The organism is Escherichia sp. WS1368 (assembly GCF_046487485.1).
Lineage (GTDB): Bacteria > Pseudomonadota > Gammaproteobacteria > Enterobacterales > Enterobacteriaceae > Escherichia > Escherichia coli.
The window spans coordinates 24,621-40,341 of sequence record NZ_JBJQJI010000024.1; the positions used below are offsets into that span (position 1 = coordinate 24,621).

Annotated in this window: 12 protein-coding genes; 4 read left to right on the forward strand and 8 right to left on the reverse strand. The window is 42.1% G+C overall.

Going from position 1 to position 15,721, the window contains the following annotated elements; genetic code table 11:
- Positions 1 to 151 precede the first annotated feature (151 nt).
- The 4 genes from ACJHYD_RS22790 to ACJHYD_RS22805 all read left to right on the forward strand — a co-directional run bounded on the left by ACJHYD_RS22790 (position 152) and on the right by ACJHYD_RS22805 (position 7,494).
- Complete coding sequence (locus tag ACJHYD_RS22790; protein ID WP_000730722.1) at positions 152 to 493, forward strand: plasmid mobilization protein; 342 nt, start codon at positions 152 to 154, stop codon at positions 491 to 493.
- Complete coding sequence (locus tag ACJHYD_RS22795; RefSeq protein ID WP_034169409.1) at positions 490 to 4,803, forward strand: LPD7 domain-containing protein; 4,314 nt, start codon at positions 490 to 492, stop codon at positions 4,801 to 4,803. Before ACJHYD_RS22790 ends, ACJHYD_RS22795 begins: the two co-directional genes overlap by 4 nt.
- 220 nt (positions 4,804 to 5,023) lie before the next feature.
- On the forward strand, positions 5,024 to 6,649 hold the full coding sequence (locus tag ACJHYD_RS22800) for a phosphoethanolamine--lipid A transferase MCR-1.1 (protein WP_049589868.1): 1,626 nt from the start codon (positions 5,024 to 5,026) through the stop codon (positions 6,647 to 6,649).
- Between the two features lie 71 nt (positions 6,650 to 6,720).
- Positions 6,721 to 7,494, forward strand: coding sequence for a PAP2 family protein (locus tag ACJHYD_RS22805; protein WP_052234578.1), 774 nt, complete (start codon positions 6,721 to 6,723; stop codon positions 7,492 to 7,494).
- On the opposite strand, the gene ACJHYD_RS22810 is transcribed toward ACJHYD_RS22805, so the two are convergent.
- The 8 genes from ACJHYD_RS22810 to ACJHYD_RS22845 form a co-directional block, all read right to left on the reverse strand.
- The gene (locus ACJHYD_RS22810) at positions 7,453 to 7,893 is read right to left on the reverse strand and encodes a hypothetical protein (RefSeq protein WP_000666084.1); all 441 of its coding nucleotides are present in this window, start codon (positions 7,891 to 7,893) and stop codon (positions 7,453 to 7,455) included. The genes ACJHYD_RS22805 and ACJHYD_RS22810 overlap by 42 nt on opposite strands.
- Before the next feature lie 345 nt (positions 7,894 to 8,238).
- A complete protein-coding gene (gene hha, locus ACJHYD_RS22815; protein WP_000850854.1) occupies positions 8,239 to 8,445 on the reverse strand; it encodes a hemolysin expression modulator Hha in 207 nt (68 codons plus the stop codon).
- A 68-nt stretch (positions 8,446 to 8,513) separates the two neighbouring features.
- Positions 8,514 to 10,679: a type IA DNA topoisomerase gene (locus tag ACJHYD_RS22820; RefSeq protein WP_063078686.1), complete on the reverse strand. Its 2,166-nt coding sequence runs from the start codon at positions 10,677 to 10,679 to the stop codon at positions 8,514 to 8,516.
- 4 nt (positions 10,680 to 10,683) lie between these two features.
- Positions 10,684 to 11,259, reverse strand: a complete 576-nt coding sequence (locus ACJHYD_RS22825) for a hypothetical protein (RefSeq protein ID WP_001303470.1) — start codon at positions 11,257 to 11,259, stop codon at positions 10,684 to 10,686.
- A 169-nt stretch (positions 11,260 to 11,428) separates the two neighbouring features.
- Positions 11,429 to 13,105 carry a PcfJ domain-containing protein gene (locus ACJHYD_RS22830; protein ID WP_072652847.1) on the reverse strand — a complete coding sequence of 559 codons (1,677 nt, stop codon included), beginning with the start codon at positions 13,103 to 13,105 and terminating at the stop codon, positions 11,429 to 11,431.
- A 93-nt stretch (positions 13,106 to 13,198) separates the two neighbouring features.
- Positions 13,199 to 13,714 carry a thermonuclease family protein gene (locus ACJHYD_RS22835; protein ID WP_000698398.1) on the reverse strand — a complete coding sequence of 172 codons (516 nt, stop codon included), beginning with the start codon at positions 13,712 to 13,714 and terminating at the stop codon, positions 13,199 to 13,201.
- Positions 13,715 to 13,760: 46 nt separating this feature from the next.
- Positions 13,761 to 14,414, reverse strand: a complete 654-nt coding sequence (locus tag ACJHYD_RS22840; protein WP_000572553.1) for a hypothetical protein — start codon at positions 14,412 to 14,414, stop codon at positions 13,761 to 13,763.
- Positions 14,415 to 14,425: 11 nt separating this feature from the next.
- Complete coding sequence (locus tag ACJHYD_RS22845; RefSeq protein ID WP_000486716.1) at positions 14,426 to 15,550, reverse strand: site-specific integrase; 1,125 nt, start codon at positions 15,548 to 15,550, stop codon at positions 14,426 to 14,428.
- Positions 15,551 to 15,721: the final 171 nt, after the last annotated feature.

The window sequence follows — 15,721 nt, forward strand, 5'->3', positions numbered from 1 at the left end:
GCATTTTTTGTTCTTCTAAAACACAGGCACGATACCGATTGTACACAAGACCGTTCCGGTCATGTTACAATCGTGTGCCAAAGGGGGACGCCCCTTTGAAACCCCGAACGATGCAGCCGTTCTTATGCGGTTCTACGAACCTTGAGGACATATGAAGAAAAAAACCAACAAAAACGTTCATGTAACATTCAGACTTACCGAAGAAGAATATGCTCCGTTCGATAGGGCTATAAAAGAGCTTAATATTAGTAAGTCTGAATTTTTCAGGCTGCTTACTATTGGTAAAATAAACACATATGCATCTGATAAACGTAACATACCAGAATACAAACGTTGTCTTTCTCAGTTGAGTTGGGCAGGAAACAACATAAATCAAATAGCGCACCGATTAAATTCAGATCATTTAAAAGGTATTATATCAGAATCGCTTTATAAAAAGGTTTTAAATGGACTAATCGGTATTCGTGATCGCCTTCAGGAGATAGCTAAATGATTGTCAGATACGGTGGTGGTAATGATGGTATCGTTGATTATCTGATAAATGGTCGCAAAGCAGAACGCCAGTACACGCGTGATGAACTTGATCATCGTGTTGTTCTTGATGGTGATTTACAGACTACAGATAAGATTATTGATTCTATTGAAAACAAAAGTCAGGAACGTTATTTGCACATTACTCTGTCTTTTCATGAAAGTCATGTGTCGAATGAAGTGTTAAAGGCTGTTGTTGATGATTATAAAAAATTATTGATGAATGCTTATCATCCTGATGAATACTCTTTTTATGCGGAAGCTCATTTGCCTAAAATTCGTCATATCCAGGATAATAGCACTGGTGAACTTGTTGAAAGAAAACCACATATTCATATTGTAATTCCTAAAGTAAATTTGATTACTGAAAAGTTCCTGAATCCAGTGGGAGATGTTACCAAAGGGCATACAATTGAACAGCTTGATGCTATACAGGAATTTATTAATAATAAATATAATCTTGATAGCCCTAAAGACTATCCGCGTAAAGATGCGGATTACGGAAAAATTATAAGTAGAGTTAAGGGGGATCTTTACAAAGAGCATCACTCTGAATTGAAAGGTGAGTTGCTTTCGCGTATAGAGAACGAGAAAATTGAAAATTACTCTGTATTCAAAGATATTGTTGCAGAGTATGGTGAACTTCGTATAAGAAATGCTGGTAAAACCAATGAGTATCTGGCTGTAAAATTGCCTGGAGATAAAAAATACATAAACTTAAAAAGTCCTCTTTTTCGTCAGAATTACATTGAGACAAGGACATTAACACTTGAGAAACCAACACACAAAGAGATAGAAAAGAGACTTAATACCTGGTTAAATAAAACAAGCCAAGAGATTAAGCATATTTTTAACCAGGCGGAGAAAACAAGGGAACTTTACAAGACATTAAGCCCTTCACAACAAATTGATTTCCTGCAAGAGAGGATAAAAGAATATGACTCAAGAGAAAAACTTAACGAAAGAAATTCTCAGCAAACGTCAGGACGAGCGGGAGGTTACAAGTCGTGTCCTAAAAAGTTTGCCAGAATCCGTCAATCTGAAGCAACAGTCGGATTGTCACGTATGCCCCAACGCGGTATGGTTTACGGAATCAATGGATTCACAAGACCCGACTCTGTCAGTGTATTGTCAGATATTTCGCAGCGTGATCTGGCAGAGCAATTATCGCAAAGAGAACATCCTGGTCAGGATGTGCGACGGGATTATGATAGACAATTCACAGAGTCAGGAATAAAAAGTCTTGAACGCTCTTCTTTTTTGTGTGAAACGATGTTTCAGACTCTGAATGAGGCGGCAGAGAAAAACGAAATTGCAACGATGGCAGAAATTCGCAGAAATATTGATCCTGTCAGGTTTCTGTCTTCTGCCGCCGAGCGTTTTAATATTATTCCAGCGCAGCATAAAATCAGAACAGCAAAGGACGGTTCCCCCCGGTTTTCTGTGGGGAATCGTAATATGAACGCATCTGATTTTCTGACAAAGCATATTAATCTTGCCTGGAAAGATGCGAAATCCTTTCTGCTTGAAGTTTATTCACAGCAGTTAGAAAACACGCCATATACGCGCTATCCAACCTACAGACGCCTTACGCATCATGAAGCCCGTGAGCGTCTTAACTCACTGAATTTATCGGAAAAAACATTACGAAATACTATCAGGTTTGAGCGTGGCAAGCTGTATAATGATCTGCGAGAGATGAGACGCGAGTTGAAGTTAATACCACGTGAACAGCGTGATATTGCCGTGGGTGTGATTGTTTACAAAAAACTAACCACACTTGAGCGTCTTTCTGAACTCGACACAGAGGGGCGACACATAATTCGTCAATATCATGCTGACTGGCATAAGGATAAAGATGAAATGAAAGCCCTTGAACGTCTCAAAAGCTATCTCAACTTCGATGAAATCAACGCCATTTCTGCTGACGAACCCGAACTTTCGCTTCAGAAAGCGGTGGATTCCCAGCGCCGCTTAGAAGAGGCGAAAAAGGTTAACTCCAAACTAAAAGATCTTGTGATGGATAAGCAGGATTCCAGGATTGTTTATCGCGATCAGGAATCGGAAAAGCCTGTCTTTACCGACAAAGGGAACTTTGTCGTTGCGGGTAAAAATCCTTCAAAAGAAGAGATCGGAATAATGCTTGAGTATTCCAGGGAAAAGTTTGGTGGTGTACTCAAACTTACCGGCTCTGAAGATTTCAAAAAAATGTGCGCTGAAGTTGCCGCAGAGCAGGACATGAAGATTATTTTACGCCCGGAGCAGTATCAACAGATGATGCTGGAATTAAAAGCAGAACTTCAGGGTAATAAGTTTGAGCAGGTGGAAACACAGGAAAATAGCCAGGAGTCCGAATCCAGAATAGAGAAAGGTGATGCATTGAAGGAACAGGCCACCGAACAGGAACAGGCTACAGAGCAGGCACAGGCTACAGAGCAGGCACAGGCTACAGAACAGGCACAGGCTACAGAGCAGGCACAGGCTACAGAGCAGGAACAGGCCACCGAACAGGAACAGGTCACCGAACAGGAACAGGCTACCGAACAGGAACAGGCTACCGAACAGGCACAGGCCACAGAGCAGGCACAGGCCACAGAGCAAGCACAGGTCGCAGCGCAGGCCACATCTTCATATGATCCTGGTGTTATTACCAGGGCAAACACCCTGGATTCACAGATGCTTAGTAAAGGCACAAATGGTGAATTTGGCTATTTGAAATCTCTGGATAGCGATGAAAATGAGATTTGGGAAGTGCTGGGACATGTACCTGGAGACAGCGATGATATTTTTGACGTTGCCAGTTTTGATAATGAAAACGACGCAAAAGAATTTTGCAAAATTGTGAATGAGTTAGGTATTGACAGAACACAGGCTCTGATTCAGGAGCAGCTTACTACTCAACACGATCAGGCTACTGCGCAGGTGCATAATAAACAGGAAATTTATTGTATAAACTTTAGTCGCTTCCATGATTTGAATGAAGGTATCGTCTTTCATTCTAAAGATGCGGCTATTCAGTGTTATGAGGAAAGCAAATCTTCTGCAATAGAAAAATATGAAAGCAATTATTTAAATGGTGATGGTTTTGATACTGTTGTGCTTATGTCTAAAACTGTCTCAACCGATGAATTATCCTCTTATCCAGAGGGGGCATTAGTAACGTTTGATAGGCCATTTGAAATAATTGCCAATTCATATGAAGAATACCGTACTCCAGTGTATGCGGTTTCTTTTTCGAAGGATGAGTTTAGTGAAGATATTAAGACTTTTGAGTCATTGCACGACGCATCTGAATATAAAAATAAGATGCTTCAGGAGCACGGGCTTAACCAGGATGATATCTTAATCACACCTGTAACAAGAGAAGAAATCGCCTTTAAAGGAATTAAGGACGCTGTTAATGACGCTAATATGGCAGTGATGGAACAGGCGGGGGATTCGTCCAGAGAATCACCAGAAGAGATACTCGCCAGTATTTCAGCTAACGAGCATATGATCTCCGGGCTTGAAAACTTCCTGGTTAAAGACCGTTCTCAGTTCAGTTCCTGCAATGGGGATATCGTTGTGGAGGCGGAAATTACCAGGGGGGAAGGTGGTCTTTATCACCTTGCGGTCGCTGGTAAGCATGGCTTAGAGCGTGGTGATGCAGTTGCCAGAGTGGATGTTACGGAGCAGCAATTTGCCGCGATCACTGGAAAAACACCTTCTGAAGTTTTAACGGGGGACCAAACATCGGCTCGTGTTCCGGTAATTACAGGTATCCATTTCAGTACAAGGGCTATTGAAAATGTGAATAAACTGGAACAACAGAAGGATTATGTCTATTTCTCAACACATGAAGGCCTGAATGCTGAAATAAAAGATTTCAGCTCTCTCAAGGATGCTATTGAGTGGGGCCGGGTTGAATGCGAGCTACATGATCTCAATAAGCGCGATACTGTCATTTATCGCGTCGAGTCTGAACATATTTCTCAGGGGATTGACGCTGTAATGAAAAATGCTGAACGCGTGGAGCGTCATGAAATTGAGAAAGCACAGGGACGGGATTGCACGCCGGAAGACGGCAAGATTCTTGAGGCAATTGATCGCTTTGAGGACAAGTTCAGAGGGGAAGGACTGAAGTTCGAAAGGGAGAAGGCCGAATCCGATTTGCTTAATCACGGATTCACTCGTGAAATGGCAGAAGATGCTCTTGGAAAACAATTTGTCCAGGCCAGAGAAGAACATCTGGAATTGCAGCAACAGCGTGACAATTCACAGGACATGCACTAATTAAGAAAAAAGCCCGGTTTTCGGGCTTTTTAAGATACAAATTATAAATACTCTCAAGTGTATATTCAGTATGGGATTGCGCAATGATTGCCTAATAAAATTTCTGAAATATTTCTGTATCGCATAATTTTTTATATCAGATAAATTGTACTGGATTTCTTAAAAAATTGCAGTAAAATTGCCGCAATTATCCCACCGTTTATTTTTTGAGTAGTTTCTCATGATGCAGCATACTTCTGTGTGGTACCGACGCTCGGTCAGTCCGTTTGTTCTTGTGGCGAGTGTTGCCGTTTTCTTGACCGCGACCGCCAATCTTACCTTTTTTGATAAAATCAGCCAAACCTATCCCATCGCGGACAATCTCGGCTTTGTGCTGACGATCGCTGTCGTGCTCTTTGGCGCGATGCTACTGATCACCACGCTGTTATCATCGTATCGCTATGTGCTAAAGCCTGTGTTGATTTTGCTATTAATCATGGGCGCGGTGACCAGTTATTTTACTGACACTTATGGCACGGTCTATGATACGACCATGCTCCAAAATGCCCTACAGACCGACCAAGCCGAGACCAAGGATCTATTAAACGCAGCGTTTATCATGCGTATCATTGGTTTGGGTGTGCTACCAAGTTTGCTTGTGGCTTTTGTTAAGGTGGATTATCCGACTTGGGGCAAGGGTTTGATGCGCCGATTGGGCTTGATCGTGGCAAGTCTTGCGCTGATTTTACTGCCTGTGGTGGCGTTCAGCAGTCATTATGCCAGTTTCTTTCGCGTGCATAAGCCGCTGCGTAGCTATGTCAATCCGATCATGCCAATCTACTCGGTGGGTAAGCTTGCCAGTATTGAGTATAAAAAAGCCAGTGCGCCAAAAGATACCATTTATCACGCCAAAGACGCGGTACAAGCAACCAAGCCTGATATGCGTAAGCCACGCCTAGTGGTGTTCGTCGTCGGTGAGACGGCACGCGCCGATCATGTCAGCTTCAATGGCTATGAGCGCGATACTTTCCCACAGCTTGCCAAGATCGATGGCGTGACCAATTTTAGCAATGTCACATCGTGCGGCACATCGACGGCGTATTCTGTGCCGTGTATGTTCAGCTATCTGGGCGCGGATGAGTATGATGTCGATACCGCCAAATACCAAGAAAATGTGCTGGATACGCTGGATCGCTTGGGCGTAAGTATCTTGTGGCGTGATAATAATTCGGACTCAAAAGGCGTGATGGATAAGCTGCCAAAAGCGCAATTTGCCGATTATAAATCCGCGACCAACAACGCCATCTGCAACACCAATCCTTATAACGAATGCCGCGATGTCGGTATGCTCGTTGGCTTAGATGACTTTGTCGCTGCCAATAACGGCAAAGATATGCTGATCATGCTGCACCAAATGGGCAATCACGGGCCTGCGTATTTTAAGCGATATGATGAAAAGTTTGCCAAATTCACGCCAGTGTGTGAAGGTAATGAGCTTGCCAAGTGCGAACATCAGTCCTTGATCAATGCTTATGACAATGCCTTGCTTGCCACCGATGATTTCATCGCTCAAAGTATCCAGTGGCTGCAGACGCACAGCAATGCCTATGATGTCTCAATGCTGTATGTCAGCGATCATGGCGAAAGTCTGGGTGAGAACGGTGTCTATCTACATGGTATGCCAAATGCCTTTGCACCAAAAGAACAGCGCAGTGTGCCTGCATTTTTCTGGACGGATAAGCAAACTGGCATCACGCCAATGGCAACCGATACCGTCCTGACCCATGACGCGATCACGCCGACATTATTAAAGCTGTTTGATGTCACCGCGGACAAAGTCAAAGACCGCACCGCATTCATCCGCTGATTTCTCCCTGTATTTTTTCCAAACCCACCGCACACTCCATTCGTATTATGGGCGGTGGGGTGGGGTTTGTTATGCCGTATTTATCAAATAAACGCCTACTTGCTGAGATGAGTATCGCTCTTGTCATGGCGATCGTTGCCACGCTGACCCTTGAGCACAGTCAGATTGATCTGATGGTCGCTGATTGGTTTTATCTGGGTATGGGGCATTGGATGGTTGCCAAGCAAGCTTTTTTGCCAGATTTGCTACTGTATTCTGGACTAAAAAAGCTGCTGATGGCGATGCTGATCTACTTGCTGGTTGCGACCATTTGCCGTGCTTATCATGAGAAAAAGGGCAATGCTATCACTGCCAAGTGGCTTGTCCCAGTGACAAAATTTCGCGTGCGTGAGCTTGCGTATCTGGTGCTGACTTTGATCCTAGTGCCGACAGTTGTCGCGTCATTGAAGGCATATACTCATGTGGTCTGCCCTGTGCATTTGACGATTTTTGATGGTACGCTGCCGTATTTGCCGATGCTTGATAGTATGCGTAACACCATTCCTGATAAGTGCTTTCCTGCGGCGCATGCCAGTAGCGGATTTGCGCTGTTTGCCTTTGCGTTTGCGCCAAGTTTGCGCCGCCGTCGTGGTGCGATCATCATCGTGGTGATGGCATTGGGCTGGGCGATGGGCTGCTATAAGATGATTATTGGCGATCATTTTTTGAGCCATACGGTGGTGTCGATGATGCTTGCGTGGGCGATGTCGGCAGGGCTTGCGTGGGTGTTTTTTAAGAAGGGTGAACAATTCAAGGAAAAAAAATCAACCCCAAACAGAAATAACAGCTACAAAAATGGACAGTAATAATGCAATAAAAGTAATGTTGAGCCATATGTTGGACGAGTCTTTTAAGACTAATGAGGCTGTTAATGCCATTGTAATGAAACTAATGATAATAATGGCTGCAAATAAATATTGTACAATGTTTTTTATTGTACTTGGTTGCTCCCCAATTCTTTCTCTGTAATTTGCATCAACATTAGATATCCATTGAAGTAATAGAGCAATAAAACAGCCTACTCCGCAAACGGTGAATTGCACAGACGTCGGGTTTGAATCAAACAACGAGATCGCTAAGTTATATAAGTATACCGCGCCTGAAATCACCCCGACAACTAAAATAGAGATGAGTATAATCCGAAGAACTAATGTATTGCTTTCCTTTAAGGAATATATTAAAGCCGCTTTTTCGTATTCTTTCATGATTTAATCCAGTCTATAAGTATAAGAACCAACAAAACTGTCCAGGATTCATTTTCTGTGAGCATATGAAATCCCATCCAGAGTGATGATACTGGCAGAAACACGCCCACAGCCGGAATTATTAGTCTGGCGGAGAATATCCTTATCAGGAGTATCAATAGTGATAAGAACAGAAAAAGAGTGATCATGTGGAAAAACATTCACATCACCTATAACACTATTAAGATAGCCTGCCAGATATCCATTTCAGACAGGCTATATACAGGGTTCAATTCATTCTATGAAAGGTGTATAGGGATTGCTGATGTTTGTGTCGATCAAAAATCTAATATTAATAGATGAGAACTAATATACATATTTCCAGACGGATGGGGGGATTTTATCGTAGAGTTTATTCATTGTGAGTTCTGCAAGCCTGTGATCGGCGGCGGCATTAAACGACTCAAGCTCAGAAGGAGGGAGGCTGTTTTGGTTTTTTTCAATAATCTTTTCAAGTGTGTCGAGTGTTGAGCAACGTCTTAACTGAAAGAGCCAGTCTTGTTTTGTTTTCATTGTACAATTCCTGAAGAACATCCTTGTCCTATAGTAGCTACAACGATGTTTGATTTCTACTGCTGGATTTATTTCTTACTTTTTTGTGTAAACTCAAATCCCAGTTTCCCGGTTGCTTTGTCAACCAGTTTTACTTTTGCTGAAAATTCTTTGTTTGTTTTTTGACTAATGAAACCTTTCAATTCACTTGTAACTCCTTTTGTTATTAACGTTTCAATTTGTTTATCGGTTAATGATTTGCCGCAGAAATCTTTCCATATCTTAAATTCACATCCTGTACAGGAATAGCTTTTTGGCCTGATAACAATCTGTTTACCACAGGAAGGACAAGGAGAGGACAGGCGTTGTGACTGACCAGACGGCGCGCTGGGGGAAACTTTTATTTCAGCACTGTTCGCATTACTGATCATCGGTATCAGATCATTGTACAGTTCGTCAACGAACTGTTCGATGGTCATTTCTCCGTTTTCAATGAGTGTCTGTTTTTCCGCCCATAATGCCGTCATATCTGGATTAACAGCTATATCCGGCAGAGCATCAATAAGCGCATACCCGGTATCTGTCGGAATAAGTTTTCCTTTTTCCAGGGTGATATAGTTCCGTTTTTTCAGTGTTTCCAATATGGAAGCCCGCGTAGCTGGCGTACCAATACCGCCATGTTCGTCTTTTTTATCCCGATCTTTATCCTTCAGTAACTTTTTAATCACTGGATCAGTGACAAAATCTGCGACACGAACAAGCGCGGCAAGTAAAGTGGCTTCGGTGAATAATGGCGGTGGCGTTGTTTTCTTCTCATTCACAACCACTTCTTTTGTCGTCACTGTTTCTCCTGTGCGAATTTTACAGAGCAGATCAAAAGCGGAATCATCATTTTCGGCTTCTGATTCCTCATCCCCGGTATTTTCCTCACCAAGAAACGCTTCAAATCCGCTGTCTGTTGTTTTCCTGGCACGGGCATAAAACGACTCATCACCACACTGAATGGCAACGGATACTTCCTGGTATGTTTTTTCAGGCATGAACTGAACAAGATAGTGTTGTGCGATTGCCAGGTAAACATTGCGCTCGTCACTGCTCAGCGCGTTTACATCCGGTACGTTAACGGTCGGGATTATCGCCGTATGCGCAGTCACTTTCGCACTGTTAAACGCCTTGCTTTTACGTGTCGAATCAACGTCCAGTGGCTGATCGAATACTGACTTCAGGGCATCGAGAACCTGTGGTGCTTCGCTGAATTGTTCATCAGAAAGATATGAGCAATCTGAACGGTTGTAAGTAATTGCTTTGTATTTTTCACGTAGCTGCTGTGTGATATCCAGCGTTTGTTGTGCCGTCATTTTGAACTTCTTGTTCATGTACTGCTGAAGCCGGACCAGGTTAAAGGGCAATGGCGCAGCCGTTTTTTTATCGTCTGTTGCTGCTGCTTCAACTGTCGCTGGTTTTCCTGCAAGGGAAGCCGCTGCTCCATTCGCCCACGCCTTATCAAGTAATTTACGGTCTGTCAGTGGTGCGAACTCACCAGGTTTCCAGTTCGCCCTGATAACATCAACGCCGCGTTGAAAATGCCCGGTCATGGTGTAGTAGAAACTGGATTTATGATTCTTGTTGGCACGGGTGCGATTTACTATCAGGCCAAGAATAGGCGTCTGAACACGCCCGACCGAAAGTGTCCCTTTATAGCCTTTAGCCCGTGCCGGGATCGTATAAGCACGCGTCATGGATAAACCGTATATCGCGTCGGCTACAGAACGCGCCAGAGCCTTGAGATAGAGTCCTCTGAAGTCACGGTTATTTTTGGGATTTGCCAGTGCCTTTTTCACTGCCGGAAGGGTGTTGTCGTTGATCAGAACGCGCTTAACGGGTTTTGTGTTGCCTGCATATTCCAGGACCTCATCGACAAGTAGCTGTCCTTCGTCATCTGGATCGCCAGCATGAATAATTTCGGTCACATCGGCACGCCTGATAAGCTCAATAATCGTTTTAACTTGTTTTGCGGCGCTTTCTACTGGCTGGTATTTTACGGGATAAAGACGCAAAGGGAGTGTTTCAATCTTCCACTCTTTGTATTCAGGATTATAGTTTTCGGGGGGCTGTGATTCGATAATATGACCAAAACAGTTAGTCACAATAGTATTATCACTTTCAAACCAGCCATCATGACGGGTAAAATTGCCACCAAGCGCCTTAACAATATCATTCGCTACTGCGGGTTTTTCTGCGATAAAAAGTTTCATTTTGTTATCCTTTACATTGAATTAATCTTTTGGCACAACGGATAGCACGTTCTTCTGATACTGCCTGTTGCCAGTTATCTTCACTTACTGGATGTCTGAATCTGCGTTCACAGCCATTAAAAGCAAAAATCCCCTCACGGTTAAGTATATTAGTTGCAATATCCTGGTCTTTAATTCTCAAAAAGGCTGTTACGGCAAAACCAGAATACGAAGAAATTTTTGAAATGATGCATTCATCAGCTTTTATTAACGCGGCAAAAGGAACTATCTTTTGATGACCACACGAAATCAGAGGGAGTGTGTGAATATCATAATAAGCTATTGAATGACAATCCATGCGGGTATCATCAATAGCTGCCAGCCAGAATCCTGTCTGGTCTTTTATTTTTCTGCTAATATCTGAATCTGAAACACCAGGATTTAATAAATATCCACCATAACAGACATGGAAGGGGTGAGCAGATTCATCAATATCAGGAAGTTCTTTTACCGGATTTTCTTTCCAGTCCTTCAGAACACCGAATTCAAGAGCATCCAGCAAAAACTTTCGTTCAAATCCATCAAGCAATGCATATTGCATGTTAAACCTCTCAAAGAAGCTCTGATTTGTTGACCTCATGGTGAACCAGTTCACCATTGCGTAAGACAAACAGGTAAGAAAACTTTCTTTCCTTATCTTTCAGTCAGTTTTTGTATTCAGAAAGAATAAACACCCAGTCATCGGTGCTGTAATGAGATGCGATGACTCATTATCTTTTTAGTGATGAGTTGATTATTTTTAAAATATGCCTGCCTTTAATTAGCATGTTTCTGGAAACAGCCTGATTACGAATACCTCTCATCTGGTCAAACTGATAGGTTAAATCATGTTCTTTTCGTGAAAGTCCAAGAGTGGCTCTTTCATTATCCATCAGGACTGAAATTGCAATATATTCTCCAGATGCACACCAGTCTGCATAACTGGCAACGCAATGTTCCATCTCCTGACCTTCCTGACACAGAGCATCAAATGTAATTAATTCATTTACACCGTTATCAACTTTCTGCCAGTTTATCCCAGTTCCTTTCCATTTTGGGATTACGGGAATAACGTTATTCTTCACTTGTCGCGTCCATTCATCAGATAGTCTCCAGAAAGAAGGCCACTCCTGGTTTTTATGAATTAACCGTTCTTCTGCTAACAACCAGTCAATTGCATGACACAACTGATTCGTTTCCATTTCCCAGCGTGATGTTTGCCTGGATTCAGTATTACGGTCATAAAAGCCAATGTTTTTAAATAAATCACGATGATATTCTAGCCATTTTGAGCATATACGATAAATATCATTTTCTTTTTCTGAGTAAGCTCGAATGCTAATATAATCGATAATCCAGTAAATTGCTCTCACAGGATAGTTCTTGATAAGTGGATGGCGTAATAATCTGACTGTAAATCTGAATGATGCATTATCATGTTTATCATTTAAAGCATATACTAATGACAAACTAACATGTCGTAAACTTCTGAACTCACCATAACTAAGTTTGCAGGGAAAACTGATTTTTTCATATAACTCTTTTGTCTTTCCAGATAGTATAAACTGACCATTTTTATGTTGTTGTCTTAGACGACCAACCATAGGCCACAATCCGAAAAAATCCATATCATTCACAATATGGATTCGCTTTGAAAAATCCAGATAGTCCTCAAATAATGCCTGACGAATTGAATTGTAAGCTATCGAACAATGTGAAGCTCTGGCATATTGTGCAAATATCTTTTTATCTACCATTATCCATATAGCTTTACTCAATGCTTTTGAAGCATTAAATTCATTATCCACCCCTATAATTTTTAATGCTCTCTGATAAATTTTGTTTTTTATCTCTGCGAGTAAAATATGTCTGCTGATATATCGTGTATTATAGGGGTAGTTGAACGATGCTATTTTACCAAGGCAATGAACAATGTCATGTATTCCATACTCATATGAGTAATATACATTGGATGGATATAGTGTGGAAATATAACGACTCTCACTGTTTTCCTCTTCCTCTCCAATGCGTAACAAATAGAGTTTGTCTTCAATTGAATATCCAGCCTCAATCAATGATTTGATGATGTAGCTAATCGCATATTTTAACCAGTCGTCCATGTCGTATGCAGATTTTTTAGACCAGAATAAAAAAATCTTACCAGGAAATGAATTTCTTCTGGTCCATACCCCAGTGTGCTTATCTCTTAGCTTGTATCCCCACAAAGTGATTTTGTTATTCTTTTTGCTTTTTCTAATACGAAAAACGCCACAAATGATAATGGAGATATACTTTTCATTCTCCTCTGTTTTTACAAGACGAAGCCCCCCTGTATTTTGATAGATTTTAAAAACATCATGCAACGTAAGAATATTATTGTCCCTTGTCTGTTGATTAATTACATACATGCCGCCCCCTGTTAAAAAGAAGCCTTTAATATTGCACAAAGATAAAAAGACAGAATCATGGCAAACCAAAAGAAGAATGCATTTTCTTGCCCCTTAATTTCTGATACGCCATTCCCACGGTGGAACCGGATTTGCATCGGCCCACAAACCGCGTTTTTGTTCCTGCGCTTCCCGTTGCAGAGCCGGTAATGACTCATCCACGTTGTAACGTTCATATACCCATGCAGCGCCAGACTGAACCATAAAGCGGCTGGCATCCGTGCCGTTCGTCGTGAACACATGACCGATAATGCGTCCGTAGCGGTCTTTATGTGAATAAGAGACTGTCACCTGTTTACCTGCAACCAGAGTTTTAAGCTGACTAGTTGACCAGCGTCCAAAAGGTTGTTTCTTTTCAGGGGCATCGATGTTTATCAATCGGACTCGGATCGGAACTTCATACACAACAATTTTTGCGGGTAGTGTTTTAATTTCTATGGTGTCGCCATCGAGAACGCGAATAACTTTCCCCTGAAGAATTTTCTGGTTAAATGTATAAGGTATTCCACCTGCATTTGCAGACTGAAAAGCGGTAAGCAGATAAATAAATATTGTTAATAAGATTTTCATAAAAGATTAACGTTAATTTGTCTGTGCAATGGATAGAGCGTTATTCTTATTTTCTTCCTGCCGCTTCATCGAAAAATGATGATTTTCCTACTGCTGCGGCATCATACTGAAATGAATATCCAAAATCATCGTCATGCTCAAAACCTGTATTTTCTCCATTTTTTAGTCTGGAAAGAATAATCTCAAGTTGACTGATTATATCTTCCCTTTCACTATGACGAGTGCCTTGTAAGAGAATAGTTACTTGTTGCAAAGGATATGCATGTTCAATCCATGCCTGGCTAGGTCCAGAGTGCGTTGTATATAAATTTTTTTGTGCCGAAATATTATTCAGAAAACAGTTTAAGTCATCATTGGAATAAATTTCTTTAATATTGTTGATGTTGGATGTTAGTTTTACAAGTTGGAATGGTGGAGAATTTTTGTCTTCATTGTTGTCTCCTTTATCGTATTCTGGAAACACAATTAACAAAGGTGCACCATTAGTTCTCTTCATAAAACGGGTTACTAGCCGCCCAATATATTTATTGGACATATGCTGTTCAATGTCCAGGACAGCATATTCCTCCGCTGGGAACATTTTGTTTTTTTCGATGGATTTAATTTTTCTGGTAAGATGAATGTTTCTGATAAGCAAACCTACTATCAGGAAGTAAATAAATATCCAGAATAAAAAATCACTCTGTAGTTGTTCTATCATAAGTGAATCCTCTAATTTGTTAATGGACAAATCATTACCCGTTCATCAATGTTTGTAGGAAGTTCGCCAGGAGTAGGGACGCGTTCTCCTCGCTGGGCGGCTTGTGCCAGTGTTCGTAGCAGCAACACGCTGGCATGAAATATGGCCTGTTCTTTTGTGGCTGCGCTTGTTTCCAGGTCGAAATCACTCAGAGTCACAACGACTTGCCCGTTTCTGTTCTCGACCGTTGCCGGGTAGGGAACAAAATAGGGAGCGATTTTGCTGGTTTGCTTGCGTCGGGCATCGAGTTTACTGACAAGTTGATAAGCCCGAAGGTGTGTGTATCGTTTCAACATGTTCAGGGAGCGATGGCCTGAAATAGCGGCAACCTCAATGACGTTCAATGTACCAAGTTCGAAAAATCGGCTGATAGCCTCATGACGGAGGTCATGAAAATGCAAGTTTTCTATCTTCAGTTCCTGAAGTGCTGTTCGCCAGGCACTTTTGAATCCCGAAGAGGTATAAGAAAAAATATTACCGTTAAGCTGTGTCGGCAGCATTTGCAGGTAATTACGGGCTTTCCTGGATAGCGGAACATCGCGTGGAGCACCGTTTTTGGTTGTTGGAAGATGAGCTACCCCATGTTGCAGATCGACGTGTTCCCAACGCAATGACAAGATTTCACCTTGTCGCATTGCTGTTTCCAGCGCCAGATGAAAAATGACGTAAAGAGCCTGATTTTTTTCTTTGAAATACCGCGAAAGTCGGCGTTCTTCTCCTGAAGTCAGGCGACGATCGCGCCCGCTACTGATTTTGGGTTTTCTGACCAGTTCGACAGGATTCATGCGGCATGTTCCCCATTCCACACGGGCGATATTGAATAATGATGACAACAGGGCAAGTTCAAGACGGACGGTGTTTCCGGTTATTTGACGCCCCGTTCGTGGGTTAATTTGCGCCAACCGTTGATCCCGATAATTGGCAATATCAACAGTGGTAATGTCATCCATATAGCGTTCAGCAATAGGGTGACGTTTAATCACATTTACGCGATAAAACTCCTGTAGATGGCCTTTTTTGTGGATGGATACTGTCTTCAGGTATTTGTCCAGCGCCCGGCTGATTGTCATTTTGCGAATTTTGATTTTCTGAAACATATCCCCTCCAGACAAAAAAGGGGGGAAGGTAGAGATTCTTGCTTCGAAATGCAATATCACCGTGCCAATCCGGTACGTGGAAAAAAGGAGGGGGCATAGGGAAAGTCTCCACCTATCAGCTTAATTTCCCATACTCTCAGTCAAACTTGGGTCAGCATACTTTTTGCGCAT